At 65.3% G+C, this 21,117-nt stretch carries 22 protein-coding genes, 1 other RNA gene and 1 pseudogene; 8 read left to right on the top strand and 16 right to left on the bottom strand.

Features of this window, described 5'->3' with window-relative positions; all coding sequences use genetic code 11:
- Nucleotides 1-108 precede the first annotated feature (108 nt).
- The 10 genes from ABEA50_RS30370 to ABEA50_RS30325 form a co-directional block, all read right to left on the bottom strand.
- Nucleotides 109-597 (bottom strand): ArsR/SmtB family transcription factor, encoded by a 489-nt coding sequence (locus ABEA50_RS30370; protein ID WP_345499881.1) that lies wholly within the window; start codon nucleotides 595-597, stop codon nucleotides 109-111.
- A 468-nt stretch (nucleotides 598-1,065) separates the two neighbouring features.
- Entirely contained in the window at nucleotides 1,066-1,698 is a 633-nt protein-coding gene (locus ABEA50_RS30365; RefSeq protein WP_345499880.1) for a hypothetical protein, read from the bottom strand.
- A gap of 841 nt (nucleotides 1,699-2,539) precedes the next feature.
- Entirely contained in the window at nucleotides 2,540-3,766 is a 1,227-nt protein-coding gene (locus ABEA50_RS30360) for an acyl-CoA dehydrogenase family protein (RefSeq protein WP_345499879.1), read from the bottom strand.
- Between the two features lie 33 nt (nucleotides 3,767-3,799).
- Nucleotides 3,800-5,191 carry an acyl-CoA dehydrogenase family protein gene (locus ABEA50_RS30355; protein ID WP_345499878.1) on the bottom strand — a complete coding sequence of 464 codons (1,392 nt, stop codon included), beginning with the start codon at nucleotides 5,189-5,191 and terminating at the stop codon, nucleotides 3,800-3,802.
- 346 nt (nucleotides 5,192-5,537) lie between these two features.
- A complete protein-coding gene (gene ftsX, locus ABEA50_RS30350; protein ID WP_345499877.1) occupies nucleotides 5,538-6,443 on the bottom strand; it encodes a permease-like cell division protein FtsX in 906 nt (301 codons plus the stop codon).
- The gene (gene ftsE, locus ABEA50_RS30345; protein WP_345499876.1) at nucleotides 6,443-7,132 is read right to left on the bottom strand and encodes a cell division ATP-binding protein FtsE; all 690 of its coding nucleotides are present in this window, start codon (nucleotides 7,130-7,132) and stop codon (nucleotides 6,443-6,445) included. Before ftsE ends, ftsX begins: the two co-directional genes overlap by 1 nt.
- 60 nt (nucleotides 7,133-7,192) lie before the next feature.
- The gene (locus tag ABEA50_RS30340) at nucleotides 7,193-7,369 is read right to left on the bottom strand and encodes a hypothetical protein (protein ID WP_345499875.1); all 177 of its coding nucleotides are present in this window, start codon (nucleotides 7,367-7,369) and stop codon (nucleotides 7,193-7,195) included.
- The gene (locus tag ABEA50_RS30335) at nucleotides 7,356-8,231 is read right to left on the bottom strand and encodes a mechanosensitive ion channel family protein (RefSeq protein ID WP_425577752.1); all 876 of its coding nucleotides are present in this window, start codon (nucleotides 8,229-8,231) and stop codon (nucleotides 7,356-7,358) included. Before ABEA50_RS30335 ends, ABEA50_RS30340 begins: the two co-directional genes overlap by 14 nt.
- 113 nt (nucleotides 8,232-8,344) lie before the next feature.
- Complete coding sequence (gene prfB, locus ABEA50_RS30330) at nucleotides 8,345-9,463, bottom strand: peptide chain release factor 2 (protein WP_345499873.1); 1,119 nt, start codon at nucleotides 9,461-9,463, stop codon at nucleotides 8,345-8,347.
- Between the two features lie 11 nt (nucleotides 9,464-9,474).
- Entirely contained in the window at nucleotides 9,475-10,335 is an 861-nt protein-coding gene (locus ABEA50_RS30325; RefSeq protein ID WP_345499872.1) for a helix-turn-helix domain-containing protein, read from the bottom strand.
- A 144-nt stretch (nucleotides 10,336-10,479) separates the two neighbouring features.
- Between ABEA50_RS30325 and ABEA50_RS30320 the strand changes: the two genes are divergently transcribed.
- Both ABEA50_RS30320 and hisN read left to right on the top strand, forming a co-directional pair.
- Nucleotides 10,480-11,076, top strand: coding sequence for an NADPH-dependent FMN reductase (locus tag ABEA50_RS30320; RefSeq protein WP_345499871.1), 597 nt, complete (start codon nucleotides 10,480-10,482; stop codon nucleotides 11,074-11,076).
- A 205-nt stretch (nucleotides 11,077-11,281) separates the two neighbouring features.
- On the top strand, nucleotides 11,282-12,076 hold the full coding sequence (gene hisN, locus ABEA50_RS30315) for a histidinol-phosphatase (protein WP_345499869.1): 795 nt from the start codon (nucleotides 11,282-11,284) through the stop codon (nucleotides 12,074-12,076).
- On the opposite strand, the gene ABEA50_RS30310 is transcribed toward hisN, so the two are convergent.
- Nucleotides 12,073-12,666 carry a GNAT family N-acetyltransferase gene (locus tag ABEA50_RS30310; protein ID WP_345499868.1) on the bottom strand — a complete coding sequence of 198 codons (594 nt, stop codon included), beginning with the start codon at nucleotides 12,664-12,666 and terminating at the stop codon, nucleotides 12,073-12,075. The two genes, hisN and ABEA50_RS30310, sit on opposite strands and share 4 nt — an antisense overlap.
- A 205-nt stretch (nucleotides 12,667-12,871) precedes the next feature.
- On the opposite strand from ABEA50_RS30310, the gene recQ reads away from it, so the two are divergent.
- The 4 genes from recQ to smpB all read left to right on the top strand — a co-directional run bounded on the left by recQ (nucleotide 12,872) and on the right by smpB (nucleotide 16,741).
- Nucleotides 12,872-14,746, top strand: a complete 1,875-nt coding sequence (recQ, locus tag ABEA50_RS30305; protein WP_345499867.1) for a DNA helicase RecQ — start codon at nucleotides 12,872-12,874, stop codon at nucleotides 14,744-14,746.
- 34 nt (nucleotides 14,747-14,780) lie between these two features.
- Nucleotides 14,781-15,860 carry a metallophosphoesterase gene (locus tag ABEA50_RS30300; protein ID WP_345499866.1) on the top strand — a complete coding sequence of 360 codons (1,080 nt, stop codon included), beginning with the start codon at nucleotides 14,781-14,783 and terminating at the stop codon, nucleotides 15,858-15,860.
- A gap of 68 nt (nucleotides 15,861-15,928) precedes the next feature.
- Nucleotides 15,929-16,177: a hypothetical protein gene (locus ABEA50_RS30295; protein WP_345499865.1), complete on the top strand. Its 249-nt coding sequence runs from the start codon at nucleotides 15,929-15,931 to the stop codon at nucleotides 16,175-16,177.
- A gap of 90 nt (nucleotides 16,178-16,267) precedes the next feature.
- A complete protein-coding gene (gene smpB / locus ABEA50_RS30290) occupies nucleotides 16,268-16,741 on the top strand; it encodes an SsrA-binding protein SmpB (protein WP_345499864.1) in 474 nt (157 codons plus the stop codon).
- A 180-nt stretch (nucleotides 16,742-16,921) separates the two neighbouring features.
- On the opposite strand, the gene ABEA50_RS30285 is transcribed toward smpB, so the two are convergent.
- Complete coding sequence (locus ABEA50_RS30285; protein ID WP_345499960.1) at nucleotides 16,922-17,122, bottom strand: hypothetical protein; 201 nt, start codon at nucleotides 17,120-17,122, stop codon at nucleotides 16,922-16,924.
- Nucleotides 17,123-17,136: 14 nt separating this feature from the next.
- Entirely contained in the window at nucleotides 17,137-18,450 is a 1,314-nt protein-coding gene (locus ABEA50_RS30280; RefSeq protein ID WP_345499863.1) for an ABC transporter substrate-binding protein, read from the bottom strand.
- Nucleotides 18,451-18,731: 281 nt separating this feature from the next.
- Here ABEA50_RS30280 and ssrA point away from each other — a divergent pair.
- Nucleotides 18,732-19,103: a transfer-messenger RNA gene (gene ssrA, locus ABEA50_RS30275) on the top strand.
- 264 nt (nucleotides 19,104-19,367) lie between these two features.
- Here the strand turns inward: ssrA and ABEA50_RS30270 are convergent.
- The gene (locus ABEA50_RS30270; protein ID WP_345499862.1) at nucleotides 19,368-19,754 is read right to left on the bottom strand and encodes a hypothetical protein; all 387 of its coding nucleotides are present in this window, start codon (nucleotides 19,752-19,754) and stop codon (nucleotides 19,368-19,370) included.
- 176 nt (nucleotides 19,755-19,930) lie between these two features.
- Here ABEA50_RS30270 and ABEA50_RS31085 point away from each other — a divergent pair.
- Nucleotides 19,931-20,155: pseudogene (locus tag ABEA50_RS31085) on the top strand (transposase); the annotation flags it as partial.
- Nucleotides 20,156-20,228: 73 nt separating this feature from the next.
- Here the strand turns inward: ABEA50_RS31085 and ABEA50_RS30260 are convergent.
- Nucleotides 20,229-20,570, bottom strand: a complete 342-nt coding sequence (locus ABEA50_RS30260; RefSeq protein ID WP_345499861.1) for a helix-turn-helix domain-containing protein — start codon at nucleotides 20,568-20,570, stop codon at nucleotides 20,229-20,231.
- Entirely contained in the window at nucleotides 20,567-20,950 is a 384-nt protein-coding gene (locus ABEA50_RS30255; protein ID WP_345499860.1) for a type II toxin-antitoxin system RelE/ParE family toxin, read from the bottom strand. Before ABEA50_RS30255 ends, ABEA50_RS30260 begins: the two co-directional genes overlap by 4 nt.
- Nucleotides 20,951-21,117 lie beyond the last annotated feature (167 nt).

Here is a 21,117-nt window from a genome sequence, read left to right as displayed (position 1 = left end):
CGGCACTTGGGTGGCCAACGGTAGCAGTCCGGGAGCACCGGTTACAGACAACTCCGGCCAAGTGTGGGCAACAATTGTCGATCGTCGCCGAGCGCTTACTCGCACCCGTCAGCGCCTGGCGCTGGCCAACGCGACCAGCAGCGCGACGACGCGGCCTTCCGGTACTTCGAACCGCCCCCGTCCCGCGGTGTGCAACCAGCCGACGGCGGCCAGTTGCCGAAGGTGGTGATAGATCTGTCCCGAGGTGCCGACACCGTCGACTTCGGCGAGTTCGGCCGCCGTCCTGCGCCCACCCATGATCGCGCGCAGCAGTCGTAGTCGAACCGGACTGCCCAGTGCCGCAAGGCAATCCGCGGTTTCCGACCAGTCGTCCTCGATGATGTCGCCGGTGGTGAATCTGGCCTGCCAGCCGTACTGTTCGTCGGTCGGCAACCGCACCGACCCGGCGAACAGCACGCCGCCGTTGGGTTCGTCCTCGTCGGCGAATTCCGTTTGCAGCCGACCGACCGCCCACCGTTCCCCCTGTGGGACGGGCGGTCCCGCCTCCCACGCCTGCCCCGACTCCAATAACTCGAGCCGTCTCTCCAGTGCGTTCATCCGCTCTTCCAGGTTCACACACTGAAACTACGGAATTACGTAATCCCGGACAACAGCAGAGCTGTCCTTCGCTACGACGCCCAGGTCCGGTGCCGACCGCCCTCGGGGTCGTTCGCCAGCGATTCATGAGGCAACATTCGCATCGCACAGTGCGACAACAACTCCCGGTTGGTCGCTCGCACCGCCCGTGCATTCGTCGCGCGCTGCCCGTTCGCGTACTGCCCGCTCGTTCGCGGATCCTCCGCGCGCTGCTCGCCCGCGGGTTCCCTGGGCTATCCGCGAGGGATATCGGAGCGACGCCCATAGCCGCGACAGTCTTAGGGGAGTCGCATCGCGAGCAATGTCGAACGACCCCACACACACGAACTCCGGCCCCCAATCGTCGGAGGCCGGAGCGGTTCGGTCGCGCGTGGTCCTTCGGCTGTGGTGTCGTTGCCGTTGTTCACGCAGGACTGTCCACGGGTGCGATCAGTTGTAGACGGCCCCGAACGACGGAATCGTGATCGTGCCCAGCTGGTACTGGAAACCGTCGGGGTGCTCCTCGCTCACCGGAACCGACCAGCGGTGCCACAGCGTGCCGTACACGGCGGCGACGACCAGGCCGGGGCCGGTGTCCAGGACCCTGGTGCGGATCGTGGTGTCGACCGGGACATCGTTGTGTTCGATGAGCAGATCGGTGCCGCTGCGACCGTTGGACAGGTTGAGCCACACCACTTCCAGTTTCGCTCCGGCCTGGTTCGGTGCGATGGTCCCCGGTCCGCCGAAGAAGCCGAAACGGAAACCGTCGACGCCGAGGGCGATTCCCGAACCGTAGACACCGGGACCGCCACCACGACCGATATCCGACTCCGCGGGAATTTGGAACGGCTGTGCGGGCAAGGCCAGTTGCTCGGCGGCCGGGACCTCGCCGGAGGACAGCAGTCGGTCGATGGCCTGCTCGGCCGCCGCGTTCCCGGCAGCCGACGTCCGCAATTGCTGTGCGGCATCGGGCAAATCGACGGTGGCGGGCCCGGCACCCGCGGTCCCCGCGAACACCGTCACCGCCGCGGCGGTAGCGGCGAGCACGGTGGTGCAGCGGCGCATGAAACTCTTTCGTGGCATAACCAGTTCTCCTTGAAGTCTCTGGTCCAGCTGAGAGGAATTTCGGTGGCCGAATCGGGCGACCCGGCCCACAGGGCGCTACGCTGCCCCTTCGCCGCACCGATGTCCAGGCTCTGACCTCGGGAGACTTTTCGTGTCGCGCCCTGTGCTACGCGAAATCCCGAACCCACGCGAGAGCGCGCGCTGCCTTCGCACCCCGACACGGTTCGACCGCCGCGCGAATCACCCACTCCCGCCCGGAATTTCGCCCACGGCATGGAAGTTCCAAAACCGACTTCCCACTCGATCCGCACCGAGATCAGTTGCGGGCGTGGATATTCGGACCCGGCGGCATGACGTAAGGTTGGCGAACCTCCTGCCGCGGGGCGATGGACTCGGTCCAGACATCGCGCCCAGGGAGGAGGTGGTGGGGAATGGCGAAACATCGCCGAGAAAAGAGCAAGGTCCCGGTCGATACGGCATCATCCTGACAGCTGCTGTCGTAATCGCCGGGGCGCTCTTGCTGGTCCGCCGAGTTTGGCAGGCTAGCTAGCCCACCAGGGTGGGACGTCGCTACAACGGCGTCTCACCCGCTCGGCGTCATTTACTGACAAGCCGAGTGTACAGGGCCATCCCGGCGCGGGACACCTTGTGTGGACGGAATTGCCTACAGGGTCCGAGCCGCCAAGGCTCGGACCGGGCATCGACCGAAGCGACTACTTCCGGCTCGGCACAGCTTCCGACCGAGGACGGCCTAGCGGAGCCACGAGACCGGAGGCAGCGAGTGCACGCGCCCGCTGAGAACGCGAAACCGATCCGAGCCACAATGTCGACTCGGACCGGCTTTACGTATCTGATCCGCTTATTTCAGCTCAGCACTGCTCTTGCCAAGCACTCGGCGAGCCACGATCAACTGCTGGATCTGCTGGGTCCCCTCGAAGATGTCGAGGATCTTGCTGTCGCGGCCCCACTTCTCCAGCAGGCTGCGCTGGGAGTAGCCGATGGTGCCCGCGAGCTCGACTGCCTTGAGGGTCACGTCGGTGCCGGTGCGGCCTGCCTTGGCCTTGGACATCGAGGCTTCCAGCGAGTTCGGCTTCTTGTTGTCGGCCATCCATGCTGCGCGTAGCGCCAGGAGGTAGGCGGCCTCGTAATCGGCCTCCATGCGCAGGAATTCGGCTGCCGCGGCGGGCTGGTTGTTGGCGGGGGTCTCATAGGAGACCTCGACACCGGCGTCGGACAGGATGGAGCGCAGCTCCTCCAGCGCGGCACGGGCGACGCCGATCGCCATCGCGGCCACCAGCGGGCGGGTGTTGTCGAAGGTCTGCATGACCCCCGCGAAACCCTTCTCCACGTTGACTTCCGGGCTGCCGAGGATGTTGTCCTTCGGGATCCGGCAGTCCTGGAACAACAGCACGGCGGTGTCGGAGGCCTTGATGCCGAGCTTGTGCTCGAGCCGCGCCACCGAAAGACCCGGTGCGTCGCGCGGCACCACGAACGACTTGATGGCCGCGCGCCCGAGGCTGCGGTCCACCGACGCCCACACCACGATGTGGGTGGAACGCTCACCGGCGGTGACGAAGATTTTCTCACCGTTGAGCACCCACTCGTCGCCGTCGAGTACGGCGGTGGTGGTCACCGCGGCCGAGTCGGATCCGAACGACGGCTCGGTGATGGCCATCGAGGCCCACACCTTGCCGAAGCGCTTGAGCTGATCGTCGGTGGCCACGGCCGCGATGGCCGCGTTGCCCAAGCCCTGGTACGGGATCGAGAGCATGAGGCCGACATCGCCCCACGAGGTTTCCAGCGCGTTCATCAGCGCGGACATATTGCCGCCGTTGGTGTTGCCGAGCAGCTCGGTGGCGTGCGAGCCACCCTCCTCTTCGGAACGACCGCCAGAGGCGCCGCTGATCTTCTGGGTGCCCGAGTCGGCGAGCCCCTCGATCATGGCGGCCATGCCGTCCAGCTCGACGGGGTACTCGTGCTCGGCGAGGTCGTACTTGCGCGAGACGGGACGGAAGATCGCCTCGGCGACCTGGTGGGCCTGGTTGGCGCTGGCCCGGAGCTTCTTGGGGAGTTCGAGATTGATCATGGAATGTCTCCTGGAGTCAGAAACCGGGCCGAATTAGATGAGGACGACACCCTCGGCGACGCCGATCGCCCGCAGATCGCGGTACCAGCGCTCGACCGGGTGTTCCTTGGTGTAACCGTGGCCGCCGAGCAACTGCACGCCGTCGAGGCCGATCTGCATGCCCTTGTCGGTGGCCAGCTTCTTGGCCAGCGCCGCCTCGCGGGCGAAGGACTTGCCCTGCTCGGCGCGCGAGGCGCCACGCTGGGTCACCAGCCGCAACCCGTCGAGCTCGATGGCGATATTGGCGACCATGAAGGCGACAGCCTGGCGGTGGGAGATCGGCTCGCCGAACGCTTCGCGCTCGTTCACGTAGGGAATCACGTAGTCCAGCACCGCTTTTCCGGTGCCCGCCGCGACCGAGGCCCAGCCGAGGCGAGCCAGCTGCACCGCGTCGGTGTAGTCGGCGGCGTACTGCTTGGCATCGCCCTCGCCGAGAATGGCGTCGGTGCCGACCGCGACATTATCCAACAGCAGGCGACCCAGACCCGCCGCGCGCAGCCCCATGCTCGGGTCGGCCTCGATGACGAGACCCTTGGTGTCGGACGGAACGATGAACAGCGCGGGCCTGCCGTCGAGTTCGGCGGCGACCAGGAACAGCTCGGCGTCCGCCGCGGCGGGCACCAGGCTCTTCACGCCGGAGATCCGGTAGCCGCTGGGGGAGCGAACGGCCTTGGTCTGCAACGCGAAGGGGTCGAACAGGGCACGCGGTTCGCTGATCACGACCGAGGCCTGCGGCACGTTCTCGCCGGTGAAGGCGGGTAGGTAGGTCTTCTGCTGCGCGTCGCTACCCCATTGCGACAGCGCGACCGCGACACCGCTCGGCGCGAGGATGGGCAGCGCCAGGCCGAGGTCGCCGTGCGCGAGCGCCTCCGCGACCAGTGAGTTGGTGACCGCACCGCGCTCCGAGGCCGCGCCTTCGAGTTCTTCGGGAACGTTGATCAGGGTGATACCGAGCTGGGCGGCGCGCTCGAGCAGGTCGCGCGGCGCGGCGGCCGCGGCATCGGCGTCGTAGGCGGCCGGACGCAGGATCTCGGCGGAGAACTCACCGACGGTCTCGACGATCATCTGCTGTTCGTCGGAGGGGGTGAGGTCGAAGTAGTCCTTGGTCTTGGACTCGTTGTCGGCAAGACGCTTGGGCTGACCGTTCCCCGAGACCTTCGAGAAAGCGCGGGTGGCGGCACCGAGGGTGCGGAATCCCGTCTTGGTGCTCTGGTAAGCGGCTCGCTCGATCGGCTTGCGCAGGTTGTACTTCTCGGCGAGGTCGGACCCGGTAATGGTCGTCACCACTCGCATCGCCGTACCCATCCAGTCCCGTTTGGGCTGGTTGAGGCCGACCGCGGACGTGTCTGGACGTCGCTCCGTTGCGCTGTCTCGAGTGCTCATCATCACCTGTTTCCTCGGGTGGGTGGTGCGGTCTGGTGCCAGCTATCTTACTCTGGAGTAAGTATACCTTACTCCAGAGTAAGAACGGCGTCGAGATGCAGCATACGCCGCATATCCCGGTAGGTACTGGACAGGCGCCCACTTGGTTGCCGCGCTCGGCTGTGCCGCCTGCGCACCGCCCGTTCGCGCGGCGGATCCGGCGCCTCGACGTCCCTGATCGACCATCACCAACCGTGGGTACCCGTCGGTAGCGTTTCCACGCCGAACCTTCGTCACCGTAAGAAACGACGAGAGCCGACCGCCGCGGATTCCACCACGGACGGTCGGCTCTCCAGGCCGGAAGATTGGGCTACTCGCGCACGTAATACCGCAATGTCGCATACGCGGTGAGCGCCGCGAACACGATGCCCACCGGCGCGATCGTCAACGCGACCGATGCGATGTCATCCCCGGTGATCTGCGGAAAGACCTTACTGGCGAACAGATCTCCGAGCGCGCGGTCGATCACCAACGGTCGCGCGACCATCAACCCGATCACCGCGACCACCGAACCGGCCAGCGCCGCGACCACCGCCTCCAACAAGAACGGCAACTGCGTGTACCACCGCGTCGCGCCGACCAGCCGCATGATTCCCACCTCCGTACGGCGGGTGAACGCGGCGATCTGCACCATGTTCGCGATCAACAACAGCGCGGCGAACGCCTGCAGCACCGCGAGGCCGAACGCGGCATTACGCAACCCGTCGAACAGGCTGACCAGCCGGTCGACGATGTCCTTGTCATTACGGACCATGCCGACGCCCGGTCGGTCGAAGAACTTGGCGTAGATCGTCGGATACAGCGACGCGTCCTTCATCTTCACCCGCAAGGACGCGGGCAGCGGCGTCTCGCTCACGTATTCGGCCAGCTCCGGCTGGTCCTTGAAGGTCTTCTCCTTGGCCTCACGCACCGCGTCGGTGCGGCTGAGGAACTGCACCGACTCGACATCGTCGGTCCCCTTCAGATCCGTCATCAACGCGCGACACAGATCCTGCGAACAATCCTGGTCGTTCGCGGAGACATCCTCGGTGAGATACAACCGCACCTCGAGCCGGTCCAAGAAGTACTGCTCGGTTTTGTCGGCCATCGTCACCGCGAGCAGGCCGCCGCCGAGCATGGTCAACGAGACCGCGGTGGTCAGAATCATCGCGACGGTCATCGTCACGTTGCGGCGCAGGCCCGCGAAGACCTCGCTGAACAGGAAGCTCGCGCGCATCAGCGGTCCATTCCGTAGACGCCGGTCGCCTCATCGCGCACCAGATGGCCGCGGTCGAGTTCGACCACCCGCCTGCGCATCGCGTCGACGATGTTGTAGTCGTGCGTTGCCATCAGCACCGTGGTGCCGGTGCGGTTGATCCGCTCCAGCAGCAACATGATGTCGTCGCTGGTGTCGGGATCGAGATTGCCGGTCGGCTCATCGGCGAGCAGGACGAGCGGTCGATTGACGAAGGCGCGCGCGATGGCCACCCGCTGCTGCTCGCCACCGGAGAGTTCGGTGGGCAGCCGGTCGGCCTTGCCGCCGAGCCCGACCATGTCGAGCACATCGGGCACCGTTCTGTCGATGACCTGGCGTCGCTTGCCGATCACCTCCAGCGCGAACGCCACGTTCTGATAGACGGTCTTCTGCTGCAAGAGCCGAAAGTCCTGGAATACACACCCCATTCGCTGCCGAAGCTTCGGCACTCTGCGGGCGGGCAGCTTGTCGACTCGGAAATCGGAGACGCGGATATCACCCGTGGTGGGGGTCTCTTCCTTGAGCAGAAGTCGCATGAAAGTCGATTTACCCGAGCCGGACGGTCCGATGATGAAGACGAACTCGCCCTTGTCCACATCGACGTTGATGTTGTCCAGCGCCGGTCGTGTCGAGGTCTTGTACGACTTGGTGACGTTGCGCATGGTGATCACGGGGAGCCAGTGTAACCAGCAACCTTCGGTGCGCTGCCTTCTCGACCCAGCCCACTCGAGTCAGTGGCCGGGTAGCGCCGAATTCGGTGCCGGCGTGGTGTTGTCCACCACTGCGGAGGCGGGTTGGGGGGCCGGTTGGCCGGCGGCGACCGAGTGATCCGGCCGAACGAACATGTACAGCACGAACATGGCGAGCCAGGTCGCGATGAGTATCGCTGTCGATCTACGTGGTTTCACGAATTCCTTCCCTACTGATTCCTTCGCGGCGCAATGCGGCGGCCACGCGCACTCGCAGCTCGCGGCCGACCTCGAATTGCTTACCTGGCAATGTTCTGGCAACCATTCTGATGTTCATCTGGTCGACGGTGAGATCCTCGACACCCATGACCGTCGGCTCATCCAGCAACAACGGATTGAGTCGGCTGTCGGCGAACGCCTTCGTCCCCACCTCGTGCAGCAACTCGTTGATCGTCGTGATGTCGGCGCTGGAAGACACCGGCACGTCGATCGCGGCACGCGCCCAATCCTTCGACAGGTTCGTCACTTTCACGATCTGCCCGTTCGGCACCGTGATCACCTCGCCGTCGGAATTGCGCAACGTGGTGATGCGCAGCGTCACGTCCTCCACCGTGCCTTCGGCATGTTCGGAGGAGCCGGTCACCGCGATCCGCACCACGTCACCGAATCCGTACTGACGTTCGGTGATCAGAAAGAACCCGGCCAGAATGTCCTGCACGATGCGCTGCGCGCCGAAACCCAAGGCCGCACCCAAAACCGCTGCGGGCGCGACCAATCCGGTCACCTGGAAGCCGAGCCTGCGTAGCACCTCCATCGCCACCAACACGTAGGCGACGGTCAGCACCACCCAGGTGACCACCTGCGCCAACGCGTGTCGATGCTTGGCCGCCTCGGTACGCACCAACGAATCACCGCCGCGGAATCCCGCATCGATCCTGCCGGTGACCCGATCGCGAATGAACGTCGCGAACCGGCTGAACAGCACGGCGCCGAGGATCAACAACACGATCTCGATACCGCCGGAACGAAGCCAGTTCGTGGCGTCCGAGGTCGAACCGATGGACAGGCTGACAACCTCGATCGAACTCGCTACTGAACGCACGCCAGACAGGCTACCGTCGCCCGAACGTCATTCCGACCGGATAAACCTCTCTGTGAGCCATCACGCACACCGCGGCGGAATCGCGTCGCCGATCAGCCGACCTGTTCGCGCATCCGCCAACGGATTCCGGACTCGATGAACCCGTCGATCTCACCGTCGAGCACCGCCGAAGGGTTGTTCACCTCGAAGTTCGTGCGCAGGTCCTTGACCATCTGATATGGGTGCAACACGTACGAACGCATCTGGTTGCCCCAGGACGCGCCCTCGTTGGTCTTGAGCGCGTCCATCTCCGCGCGCTCCTCCTGCCGCTTGCGCTCCAGCAGCTTCGCCTGCAACACCCGCATCGCCGAGATCTTGTTCTGCAGCTGGGATTTCTCGTTCTGACAGGTGACCACAATGCCCGAGGGCAGGTGGGTCAGACGCACCGCGGAGTCGGTGGTGTTGACGCTCTGCCCGCCCGGACCCGAAGAGCGATAGACATCGACGCGGATGTCGGTCTCCGGGATCTCGATGTGGTCGGTGGTTTCCACCACCGGGAGCACCTCGACCTCCGCGAAGGAGGTCTGCCGACGACCCTGGTTGTCGAACGGACTGATACGCACCAGTCGGTGTGTGCCCATCTCCACCGACAACGTCCCGTAGGCGTACGGCGACTTCACCGCGAAGGTGGCGCTCTTGATCCCCGCCTCCTCGGCGTACGAGGTGTCGTAGACCTCGACCGAATACTTGTGCCGATCGGCCCAGCGGATGTACATCCGCATCAACATCTCGGCCCAGTCCGCGGCGTCCACGCCACCGGCGCCGGAGCGGATGTTCACCAGCGCGTCGCGCTTGTCGTACTCACCCGACAGCAGCGTGCGCACCTCCATCGCCTCGATGTCGGTGTGTAGGACGGCACGGTCGGCGTCGGCCTCGGCACGGGCGGCTGCCTTGGCGTCGTCGGTGTCTTCCTCCTCGGCCAATTCGTAGAGAACCGGCAGGTCGTCGAGCCGCTGGCGCAGCTCCTCTACGCGCCGCAATTCCCCTTGGGCGTGCGAGAGTTCGCTCGTTACCTGTTGCGCGTGGTCCTGGTTGTTCCACAGCTCGGGGTCGGCGGCCTGATGTTCGAGCTCGTCGATGCGACGCCGTAGCTCCTCGACGTCGAGGACCGACTCGACCGTCTTGAGAGTGGCGTCGAGTTCGGCGAGATCAGCGGAGACGTCAGGATGCACAGTGCTCAACCCTAGCTGGAGGGTCGGACAACGCGGAGCCCACCGGGTCTGCCACGGGTCAGCGCGTCCAAGGCACGCGCTGTCGCCTGGTCCGCGGGCAGGTGCACGATCAGGCGTTGATCGTCGTCGGCGGACAGTTCGAGCGTCTCGTAGGCCAGCCGTAGTTCCCCCGACTGTGGATGCGCGAACCGGGTGATGCCGGTGGGCGCGGCCAGGCTCGGCACCGTAGCGACGCGGTCGGCGAACGCGGGGCCCGCGGTGACGGTGAGTTCATCCACCAAGGCGGCGATGTGGCGGTCGACGCGGAACGGGCCCTGTTTCAACGTGGCAACCACCTCGTCGGCGACGGCGTCCCAGTCCGGGTACACGGTCTCCGCGCGCGGGTCGGTGAACAGGTACTTGGCGAGGTTCGGCGTCGCGACATCGAACAGGCCGGTCGACGCCATGACCCGGTGGTAGCCGTCGGTGTAGGCGAGGATGTCGGTGAGCCGGTTGAACACCACGGCGGGGGACGGGTCCAGTCGATCGAGTACCGCGCGCACAGCGGGTCGCACCGCACGCGGCGGGGCGGCGTCCCCGAGGCAATGGAACCCGCTGTCGGCCGATTTCGACAGTCGGTGCAGGTGAATTCGCTGACTCGGTGTCATGAGCAAGGCGTCGCCCAAGGCGGACAACACGGCGGGGGAGGGATGTCGGTCGCGGCCCTGCTCCAGCCGGGTGATGTATTCCACGCTCACCCCGGCGAGGGTTGCCAGTTCGGCGCGACGAAGGCCGGGTGTGCGTCGTCGCGGACCTGCTTGGAGTCCGACCCGCGCGGGCGACACCGATTCGCGGCGAGTGCGCAGGAACAGGCCGAGCTCGTTATCGCTCACCCTTAGAACGTAGCTCGCGAATGTGTCCTGAGGGTGACCGTCGCACTACCAGCCTTACGACGGTCTTCCTGGTAGGCGCGGCGGCCGCGAGAGTTGTCCTCGCGGCCGAAAGGAGTCGGCCGCCTCAGCATTCGAGGAGACAACATGCCCCATTCGTCCTTGCGGCTCGCGGTGATCATCGGCAGCGTCCGCGATGGTCGTTTCGGCCCGGTGGTCGCGGCGTGGTTCGCCGAGCAGGCGCAGCGCCACGGTGGCTTCGAGGTCGACGTGATCGACCTCGCCGACGTGGAGATTCCCCTGGCCTTGCCCGCCGTCTCCCCGTCGATCGAGCCGAATCCCGAGCGCCCGCCGAGTTTGGCCGCACGCACCGAGCGTTTGGCCGTGGCCGACGCTTTCGTCGTCATCACCCCCGACTACAACCGGAGCCTGCCGGCGTCGCTGAAGGCGTTCATCGACTGGCATTACACCCAGTGGGATGCCAAAACGATCGGGTTCGTCGGTTACAGCGGGGCCAGCGGCGGCCTGCTCGCCATCGAGCACCTGCGCCAGATCTTCAACGAACTCAATGCCCACACAGTGCGCAACTATGTGTCGTTTCCGCGCTACCCGCTGTTCTTCGACGAGGAAGGAAGCCTGCGCGAACCCGAGGCGCCGAATGCGGCGGCACAGGCGATGCTCGACCAATTGCACTGGTGGGCAAGTGCGTTGGTCGCGGCACGGGACGTCGCGGCATCGGCGTGACCAGCGATACCTGGCTCTCGTCGACGCGCACGACCATGCTCAGCGCGGCGAAATCGGGTCGGCGCCGACTTGCTCGGTTGCCCGGCGGAAGCGATCGGGCTCCCGAACGCCGGTACCGCCGGCGGTGATGGGTTGCCTGACCTACCGCGGGTCTCGCGTTATCTCGATGCGGGCTTCGGTGCGGTCGGTCGATAAGGTTCCTGGCGTGGCTGAGCACCCCTCTTATACGTCCGACCTCGAACTTGCCCTGCGGCTGGCCGAGGCGGCCGACGCCATCACCGTGGCACGGTTCGGTGCGCTCGATCTCCAGGTCGACGCGAAACCGGATCTGACGCCGGTCTCCGATGCCGACCTCGCGGTGGAGCGGGAGATTCGTCGCATCCTCGGCGAGCAGCGTCCCGAGGATGCGGTACTCGGCGAGGAGTTCGGTGGAGACGTCGAATTGAGTGGACGACAGTGGGTGCTCGACCCGATCGACGGCACCAAGAACTTCGTGCGCGGCGTCCCGGTCTGGGCGACGCTCATCTCCTTACTCCAAGACGGTGTCCCTGTGGTCGGCGTCGTCAGCGCGCCCGCCCTGTCGCGCCGCTGGTGGGCGGCGCTCGGCGCCGGTGCTTGGACGAGCTTCGAATCCGCCGCGCCGAAGCGACTCTCGGTCTCCGCGGTGTCGGAGCTGAGTTCATCGAGCCTCGCCTTCTCCAGCCTCTCCGGCTGGCGCGACCGCGGTCTACGCGACCACTTCATCGCCCTCTCCGACGACGTATGGCGCGTCCGAGGCTACGGCGACTTCTTCACCTACTGCCTGGTCGCCGAGGGTGCCGTAGACATCGCCGCCGAACCCGAGGTCTCGCTCTGGGACCTGGCCGCCCTCGACATCCTCGTCCGAGAGTCCGGCGGCCGCTTCACCGACCTCGACGGCACCCCCGGCCCGCACGGCGGCGACGCCCTGGCCACCAACGGCTTGCTCCACGACGAAGTCCGCAACCGTCTTTCGTCCTAGCCCCTTCGTGTCGGCGGCTCGGTCGCGACGAGCGACTTCTCCATCAAGACCACGGCCGTTGAGCCGCGGAATGGGGCATAGAGCGGAGCTTCGCGCACTTCGGTGAAACCCTCTGCGGCGTAGTACTTTCGGAGTGCCCGATTATTGGACGCGGTATCCAGACGCTGCACGGTGACGCCCTCGGCCCTGGTGTGATCGGCGCAGAATCGAAGGATCGCCGTGCCGAGGCCGCGACCGCGATGCTCCGGCGCGACCATCAGCGCATGGATATATCCGGCCACGGTTTCGCCGTCCGCACCCCAGAACCCCGGGTCGCGCCAGATCACGCGCACCGCGCCGATCAGTTCGGCGCCGTCGCGGCCGACGAACCATTCGCCACGCCGGGCTTCGGCCTCGACGAATTCGACCGGATACTCGCCCGGCAACCACTGGTCGATCCCGTGATCGAGCATCCATCGCGCGCGCCGATCCCGCAGGTCGATGATGTCGGTGGCATCCGAGGTGGTCGCCGTGGTCATGGTGATGGAGTCCTGTGCGTCCGATGGGGCACAGGACTGCTCGGACTCCGCTGCTTCCCGGCCCTGCGTCATGTCCGTCAAGCTAACAGAGCCTTTCGGGCGTCTCGGCAGGCCGGAATACCTTCTTCGCGACGTATATGGAGGTCAGAGTGTTGTTGGAGCTGTGGGACCGCGCAGCGGGTCCCGAGTTGTGCACATGTGGACAACTCGACGGCGAGCTGAGGGTTTTCGTGATGTACCGACGACGTCATCGGCAGGCGCTCGTAGGATGGGCCGCGTGACTCAGCTCGATGCATCCGTGGCGACGGCGACCGACGGCGACTCCGGCGTTGGCGCCGGATCTGTTGTGGCGCAAGAAGTTCTACGTCGTGTCTTCGGGTACGACGACTTTCGAGGTGATCAGGCCGACATCGTGGACCACGTGGTCGCGGGTGGCGACGCGTTGGTACTGATGCCGACCGGCGGCGGCAAGTCGCTGTGTTATCAGGTCCCTGCGCTGGTTCGGCCCGGTGTCGGCGTGGTGGTGTCGCCGCTGATCGCGTTGATGCAGAACCAGGTCGACGCACTCAGCGCGCTCGGCGTGCGCGCGGGGTTCCTGAACTCCACGCAGTACCCGGACGAGCGCCGGATGGTCGAGCAGCAATTCATCGCGGGGGAACTCGACCTGCTGTACCTGGCGCCGGAGCGGCTGCGCCTGGACTCGACGGCGGCCCTGCTCGACCGAGGCAAGATCGCGCTGTTCGCGATCGACGAGGCGCACTGTGTTTCGCAGTGGGGGCACGACTTCCGACCCGACTATCTGGAACTGTCGATGCTGCACGAGCGCTGGCCCGATGTGCCGCGCATCGCGCTCACCGCGACGGCTACCGAGAAGACGCGCGACGAGATCATCCAGCGCCTCGACCTCGGTGCCGCGCGCCGCTTCGTCGCCAGCTTCGATCGCCCCAATATTCAGTACCGGATCGAGCCCAAGAACAGCCCGCAGCGTCAGCTGCTCGACTTCATTCGCACCGAACACGCGGGTGCGGCGGGGATCGTGTACTGCCTTTCGCGTAATTCGGTGGAGCGCACCGCCGCGTTCCTCGTCGAGAACGGCATCGCGGCCGTGCCCTATCACGCGGGCTTGGACAATCGCACCCGCGCCGAGAACCAGTCGCGCTTCCTGCGCGAAGAAGGTCTCATCGTGGTCGCCACCATCGCCTTCGGCATGGGGATCGACAAGCCGGACGTCCGATTCGTCGCCCACCTGGACCTTCCCAAATCCATCGAGGGCTACTACCAGGAGACCGGAAGGGCCGGTCGCGACGGAATGCCGTCCACCGCGTGGATGGTCTACGGGCTCAATGATGTGGTGCAGCAACGCAAGATGATCGAATCCTCGGAAGGCGACGCCGCACATCGCCGTCAGCTGCAACTGCACTTGGACGCGATGCTCGCGCTGTGTGAAACGGTGAGTTGTCGCCGCACCCGCCTGCTCGGCTACTTCGGCGAACCGGGACAATCCTGCGGCAATTGCGATACCTGCCTCACGCCGCCGGAGACCTGGGACGGCACGGTGCCCGCGCAAAAGGTGCTGTCCACCGTGCTGCGACTGGATCGCGAACGCGGTCAGCGCTTCGGCGCCGGACAGATCATCGACATCCTGTTGGGGAAGAAGAATCCCAAGGTACTCCAGCACGACCACCACGAACTGACCGTTTTCGGCATCGGCACCGACCTACGCGATACCGAATGGCGCGGCGTCGTCAGGCAATTGCTCGCGGCCGGAATGCTGGCGGTGCACGGCGAATACGGTGTGCTCACGCTCACCGAAGCCAGCAGTGAGGTGTTGTTCGACGGACGCGCGGTATCGATGCGCCGCGAGCCGGAACGCGCCGCGAAGCCAGCCCGCGCCGCACGGGCGAGCAAAGCCGCGGCGGCGGAGATGGCCGCCTCGGATGTGCCGGTGTTCGACAAGTTGCGGGAATGGCGCGCGGCGACGGCCAAGGAACAGGGTGTCCCCGCCTACGTCGTCTTCCACGACGCCACGCTGCGCGAGATCGCGGCGAGCAAGCCATCCGGTCTGGCGGGTCTCGGCGCGATCAACGGAATCGGCGAGAACAAGTTGAACAAGTACGGCGAGCAGGTGCTGGAGGTCTTGGCCGATGCGTGAGCGTCCGATCCATCGAACTGGAGGGTGAGAACGCTTGAGCGTCAACGATATTCGGCGTCGGCTGTTCCTTGCCGGTGCCGCGACGATCACCGCGGGCGCTCAGTTGATGGGTCGTACGCGCGCGGAGGCGGTGGCGGACACCGTGGGGGTCGCCAAATTCGGGTTGCCGTCCGATCGCGAACTTCGGATTCTGCTCACCGGCGACGCGGGCACCGGCAACCGAGCCCAGTGGGCCGTCGCCGACGCCATCCGCAACCTGCACAGCAGAGAACCGCTTTCGCTGGCGCTCGGTCTCGGCGACAACATCTATGAGGGCGGCCCGAATGGTCCCGCCGATGTCCAATTCGCGGAGAAGTTCGAAAACCCCAATGCGGGACTGGATTTCCCGTGGTTGATGGTGCTCGGCAACCACGACAACAGCTCGATCCTGCACGGTGACGGCGGCTGGCTGCTGCGCGGCAACGACGAGGTCGAATACCACGCACACTCACCGCGGTGGTGGATGCCCGGCCGGTATTACGCGGTGCGCGTACCCGAAGACGATCCGGTGGTGGAGTTCTTCGTGCTCGACCTGAATCCGCTGGCTGCCTACCTGCCGCCGATCTTCTCCAGCTACTGGGCGGTGGACGGTCAGTTCATGAACGAGCAACGCGCCTGGCTGGACGCGGCGATCGAACAGTCGACGGCGACATGGAAGATCGCCTGTACCCATCACCCCTATCTGAACAACGGGCCACACGGTGACGCCGGACGCTACGAGGGCTTGTCGATCGCGCCGATCAATGGCGTGCACGTCCGGGAGTTCATCGAGGATCATGTGCTCGGCAAATGCCAGTTCCTCCTGTCGGGGCACGATCATTCGCTCCAGGTACTGGAACCGACCACGGAATCGAAGGGTACGAGGCAGATCGTGTCCGGAGCGGCCGCCAAAACCGTTGCCGCCGAACCCTTGCTGCCTCCGCGCGGCCCACGGCATCGTTCGCTGTTCGAGAACTATCACGAGCTGGGCTTTATGGTGCTCGAACTGGACGTCGACTCGGTCGGATTGCGCGTGTTCACCGTCGACCTCAACACCGGATTGCCCACCGAGGTCTTCGTTCGCCAACTCGCTTGAGTTTCAACCCTATTGCGACCCTCACTATCGCAGCGCGAACCGACGCGACGCGGGTTACCGTGCTGCCTATGGCATCCGGTGACGATGGTGGGGGCGATGACCAGCCCGACGACGACGATGACCGCCGCGAGGAAGAGGCGCCGGACGCGCCTCCGGTGGTGAGCAGGGGAATCGACCCGACGGTGGACGAGATGTGGTTGGCGCCGCATTCGGCGCCGACGCGTCGTTTCGGGGTTCCGCGCCTGTCGACGGTGCTGCTCGTCGTCGCCTTCGTCGCGTTACTCGTGCTCTACGCGTTTCTGGGTCCCGGTCGCTGACCTGTGGTACCGGCGGCATCAACCGCCTGACCTCCCAGGTCGCGACCTGTGGGAATAATCCGGTTGCCAGGTCACTTAGAGTGGACCGTTATGAAGGAACAGGGGCGCAAGGTCATCGCGACCAACCGTCGGGCGCGACACAACTACACGATCCTCGATGTCTACGAGGCGGGGATCGCGCTGGTCGGCACCGAGGTGAAGAGCCTGCGTGAGGGCAAGGCCTCGTTGGTCGACGCCTTCGCCACGGTCGATCACGGCGAGGTGTGGTTGCGCGGGCTGCACATCCCCGAGTTCAGTCACGGCACCTGGACCAACCACTCGCCACGCCGTACCCGAAAGTTGTTGCTGCACAAGCGGGAGATCGAACGGCTGGTCGGCAAGTCGCGGGAGGGCAATCAGACCCTTGTGCCGTTGTCGATGTATTTCGCCGACGGCAAGGTGAAGGTGGAGCTCGCGCTCGCCAAGGGTAAGCAGGACTACGACAAGCGCCAAGACCTCGCCAGGCGTACCGCCGAACGTGAGGTCACCCGCGAGTTGGGCCGCCGGATCAAGGGCATGCGCTGACCTGCCACGTGGAGCGTCACGTCACGCGAACCGCGTGGGTTACCGGACCACGACCTGCCTGCTGAGCGAGGTCGCGAGAACGATGCGGGTACCGAAACGCTTGCCGCTCTCTGCGACGCGACTGGAATCGAAGCCGTACCGCGGCGGCGGCAGTGCAGGCCGGACCCGAGGTGCGCCGAACTATCGCAGCGATAACGACCAGGGGTTCTTGTCGAAGTCGGCCTCGGTGAGCAACTCCACTTCGGCGGGTTCGACCGAGGCGCCGAGTCGCTTGTCGTCGACCTCACGGTTGTTGGGGATGCCGACGTCGAGGATCTCGGGGGCGGCAGGCTGTTGGGGCCGCAGCAGGGTCGAGCTGCCTCCCACACCAGCGCTGGACATCGCGCGCCTCCCGTTCATGGTCGTACACACGGCTCGGTGAGCGTCACCTTCTCCTGCGTTTTCCCGTGATATCCGGTGGTCAGAGTCCTGGCGCCGAGCGGCTGGGTGACGTCGGGCGCGGTGATGACCGCCCGTTGCTGGGACAGATCGGGTCGTGCGCCACCGTAGGTGTACGGCGCGATCGCGCCTTCGTAGTCGACGGTCAGCCCGCGCACCGATTCGCGGACGCCGTGGCGATCGAGCTTGCCCTCGGCCAGTGCCCGGTTCAACAGTGCCTGCATCGGGTAGGAGAACATCCAGCCAGCGCTGTAACCCCAGGTCGTGGGTTCCTGGCTGGCGGATTGCCGCGCCCGTTTCGCGCCCGTGCTCGTGCCGTCCCACCCGTCCAGCGGTGAGGTCGAGTTGTACATCGCGGTAATCGATTCCGCGGCGGGGGTTTTCAGTAGCCCTCCGTTCCAGGTCGGTGCCGAACCGAGGAACCTGCCGGTGAATCCGGCGAGTGCCGTCTTGCCCATGATCTCACCGGCCTCGGCGGGTCCGGTGGCGAGCAAGACGAGATCCGGTGCGGCGGCGAGTATTTCGGCGACCGGACCGTCCTGGTTGCCGACCTGTGCGTTCGGTGCGGTCTGGATCTCGTGTTCGATTGCCACGCCGTTGGTTTCGGCCCATTTGCGCGCGCCCGCGGAGTAGTCGCCGCCGTAGTCCCCGGTGTCGCTGACCGTGACGATCTTGCGTGGCTTGGCGCGGTGCTCTCGCTCCCAGTCCAACCCGATGATCGCCTCCGCGCAGTAGGAGTATCCGGACTCCAGTACCAACCCTTTGTCGACGTCCTCGAATTGCCACCCCGACCACAAGGTCCCCGCCGTGGCGACCATGTCGGCGGCGTCCATCCGATCGAGCACTCCTTGGGTCTGCACGGTACCGAGGCTCATGGCCAGTGCGAGCACCTTCGGTTCGATCTCGCGGTAGCTGTCGAGGTGGCGGCGGGCATCGTAGGCGGTGTTCCTGGAGTAGGTGGTGACGTCGACCTCGAAGCGGCCACCGATCCCGCCCGCTTCGTTGACCTGCCGCCAGAATGCCGACTGCGCGTCGTTCATGTCCTTGCCGAGCGCCGCGAACGGCCCGCCATCCAGATCGGACAGTACGCCGAGGTAGATGCAGCCTTTGTCCGTGTCGATGGCGTGCGGGCACGGCGTGCTGGTGACCCCGGGGGTGATCTCGACGGGAGCTGCGTTCTCGGCGCTCGAACAACCGGCCGCGACGGTCCCGACAACGGCTCCAGCGGCGACCATGCGCAGCAGTCGGCTCCGAAAAGTGGTGACTAGCATGTTCTTTCCCTATTCCACTTCGCACTCGCGCCGATCGCCGACCGCCGCGACACCGGGCGTGGCTGCACGAGTGCACATGGGGTAGTTACCACGGGTGGCCCCCGATGTGCGACCCGCGTCACCCTCCACCGGAGCGGATACGCCGTTCGTGCCTGGTCGTTAAGACTTTGACCTGGCGTTTTCTTGATCAGATCGGTCGAGCGTGCGCTCACCGGATATTGGGATGATCTGCCGTCGTGCCGGTGTTAACATGAACAGCCCGGCAAGGTGTCGGGACGTACGGGGCTGAACGGTTTCGACTGCGTACGTAGATTCAGGGGAAGCGTGTCGGTGCAGGCAAGAGACCACCGTAAGCGTCGCTGCAACCAATTAAGCGCCGATTCCAATCAGCGCGAGTACGCCCTCGCTGCCTAAGCAGTAGGTCGTCTCTGTCAGTCCGGGTTCGTCCCTCGACCCGGGTACTGGCATCAGCTAGAGGGAATTACCGTCCGGGCCGGTCGCGGGTTCGTACGGGACATCGAACAGCGACTGGGATCGTCATCCGAGCTTGTTCGCGAGACCCGGAGATCCAAGTAGAGACCTAGCGAACTGCACACGGAGAAGCCCTGGAGACGCGGCGGAGGACCCGGGTTCGATTCCCGGCAGCTCCACTCGAGGCCCCTCACCTGAAGACCAGGTGAGGGGCTTTTTCTATGCGCGGACAAGCCGTAGGCCCTGCCCCGTGGGCACAATTCGGGCACATCGTGCAGCGGCTGCGCGGAGCCGACCACAGCCGATCGGCCACGCCGTCTAAGTTAAGCCGTCCTCGAACGTGCTCTAGCCTCGCGCTGGATCGTCTTCACATGCGCACCGCTAGCGTCCTGAGTGCAGTCGCTGCGTACCGTGTGGGCTGTAGTACGCCCTGAATACGGCGATCATCAGACGAGCGGTCGTTCTCGGAATCCGTAGATGCCCCATTCGTCGCCCTGCATGACCGCATCGTGTTGTGCGTCGGCGCGTGCGGCGATTTCGGCCGACCGTGCGGCACGTTCCTTCCACAGCAACCATCCCAGCACCGCGGCGAACAGTGAAGCGGCGACAACTCCGAACGTACCGGCGGCGAATTCCCCGTCGACCAGGTCACTGATGCCGCCGACCCCGCATACGATCACCGCCGCACCTGCCGAGGTTTTCGGGTACCGCCTGATCAGTTCTCGCACCTTTCGGTAGGTGCGTTTCGTCTGCTCGGGATGCTTGATGCACCAGTAAGCGATATAGAACGGCCAGAGCATCGGTGCCAGCAGGACGAGAACGAGGATCCTCATAGCATCCCTTATAAAGATGTGCGGCAACGTCACTCGTCATCGCGTCTGGCTGTGTATCGCGATCCTGGATTGCCCGTTACGCGCCGGTCTCGTTCTGTCGGACCGTTCCTAGGGTATTTGCCCTTAGAGCGTGCATTACGTGGTTTTGGGTGGTTGGTAGGTGATGATGTTCCGTTGTGACGGAGAGGCTTTCGCGTTCGCTGGCGCCAGATGAGTTGTGGGCCTTGGCCGAACCCCTCATTCCACGATTCGAGTCCCGACCCCGGGGCGGAGGCGCCGCGCCCATGGGCGACCGCGCGGTGTTAACCGCGATCGTGTTCGTGCTGACCAGTGGCTGTGCATGGCGGCGGCCATATCGGCCGCCAACACCAACGACAGCTATGCGTTGCGACCACTGGTCAAAGCCATTCCCGCGATCAAGTACCGGCGCGGGCCGCGATGTCGAAAACCAGCGAAATCGATGTAGCCGTATCTTCAGGCTGCGTCGGTGTGGTGGCTGGTGAAGTTGACGCAAGTGTCATCGGCGTCGAGGGCGATGTTGAGAGTGGCCTCGAGGGCATCGGCGAGCTTAGCGAGCAGGGGGAGGGTCGGCACAGTGTCGGAGCCCTCGATGCGTGAGATTTTGGCTTGGGTGAGACCGGCGCGTTCGGCGAGGTCCGCTTGGGTGAGCCCGAGTTCGGTGCGGCGGTCGTATACGGCTTGGGCTAGTGCCATGGAGAGCCGGATTTCGCGGCGGGCCTCGGTGACGTCGTCGGGTTCGGTGTAGCCCTCGGCGAGTTTGCGTTCCCGCAGGGTCTTCCAGCGTGCGTGGCTCATCGGTCCAGTTCCCCTCGCTCGATTGCGCGGACGAATTCTTGATGGGCGGGTTCGTGTTCCGCCTGGCAGGCCTGTAGGGCGAGTTTCGCGCGCTTGACCTCGGCGTCTTCTCGCATTCGGGTCTTGCGGAACACTGTCAGGAGGACGGCTCTTCGTCCGGGTGCGAGCCAATAGGTAATACGGATAGCGGCGCCGTCCAGTGTCGGGCGTAGCTCGCGGACCCCGTCGCCGAGGTGCCGAGCGTAGGGCTCGCCCAGCGACTCTGCTTGTTCTGCGAGCAGGCCGACATATTCGTCTATCTTGAGGAAGTGCTTGCCTGGCAGTGCTTCCAGCCAGTCCCGCACCTCGGGTTCGATTTCGATGGTGAACAGTTCACCCACGACAGCGACTTTATATGTCGTCAACAACATATGGCAAGGCGTTGTCTAGGGCCGGCGGCAGTGGCCCGCCTGCTGGATTGTCGCTGCGGGCATCGCCACCTCAGCGCCGCCGCCCCATGCTCGGTGGAAGTGGATTCGCGGTGAAGTCCAGGATGTATCGACGGACC

Source organism: Nocardia callitridis, from assembly GCF_039543305.1.
In the GTDB taxonomy this organism is placed as follows: Bacteria; Actinomycetota; Actinomycetes; order Mycobacteriales; family Mycobacteriaceae; genus Nocardia; species Nocardia callitridis.
The sequence above is the reverse complement of the archived record's forward strand: the minus strand, read 5'-3'. Positions and strand labels throughout refer to the sequence as shown.

Bases quoted from the DNA above. Each gene is read 5' to 3' on its own strand.
- ABEA50_RS30370 (WP_345499881.1), bottom strand. From the start codon at position 597: ATGAACGCACTGGAGAGACGGCTCGAGTTATTGGAGTCGGGGCAGGCG.
- ABEA50_RS30365 (WP_345499880.1), bottom strand. From the start codon at position 1,698: ATGCCACGAAAGAGTTTCATGCGCCGCTGCACCACCGTGCTCGCCGCT.
- ABEA50_RS30360 (WP_345499879.1), bottom strand. From the start codon at position 3,766: ATGATCAATCTCGAACTCCCCAAGAAGCTCCGGGCCAGCGCCAACCAG.
- ABEA50_RS30355 (WP_345499878.1), bottom strand. From the start codon at position 5,191: ATGATGAGCACTCGAGACAGCGCAACGGAGCGACGTCCAGACACGTCC.
- ftsX (WP_345499877.1), bottom strand. From the start codon at position 6,443: ATGCGCGCGAGCTTCCTGTTCAGCGAGGTCTTCGCGGGCCTGCGCCGC.
- ABEA50_RS30320 (WP_345499871.1), top strand. From the start codon at position 10,480: ATGCCCCATTCGTCCTTGCGGCTCGCGGTGATCATCGGCAGCGTCCGC.
- ABEA50_RS30310 (WP_345499868.1), bottom strand. From the start codon at position 12,666: ATGACGCAGGGCCGGGAAGCAGCGGAGTCCGAGCAGTCCTGTGCCCCA.
- ABEA50_RS30295 (WP_345499865.1), top strand. From the start codon at position 15,929: ATGGCATCCGGTGACGATGGTGGGGGCGATGACCAGCCCGACGACGAC.
- smpB (WP_345499864.1), top strand. From the start codon at position 16,268: ATGAAGGAACAGGGGCGCAAGGTCATCGCGACCAACCGTCGGGCGCGA.
- ABEA50_RS30285 (WP_345499960.1), bottom strand. From the start codon at position 17,122: ATGTCCAGCGCTGGTGTGGGAGGCAGCTCGACCCTGCTGCGGCCCCAA.
- ABEA50_RS30280 (WP_345499863.1), bottom strand. From the start codon at position 18,450: ATGCTAGTCACCACTTTTCGGAGCCGACTGCTGCGCATGGTCGCCGCT.
- ABEA50_RS30270 (WP_345499862.1), bottom strand. From the start codon at position 19,754: ATGAGGATCCTCGTTCTCGTCCTGCTGGCACCGATGCTCTGGCCGTTC.
- ABEA50_RS30260 (WP_345499861.1), bottom strand. From the start codon at position 20,570: ATGAGCCACGCACGCTGGAAGACCCTGCGGGAACGCAAACTCGCCGAG.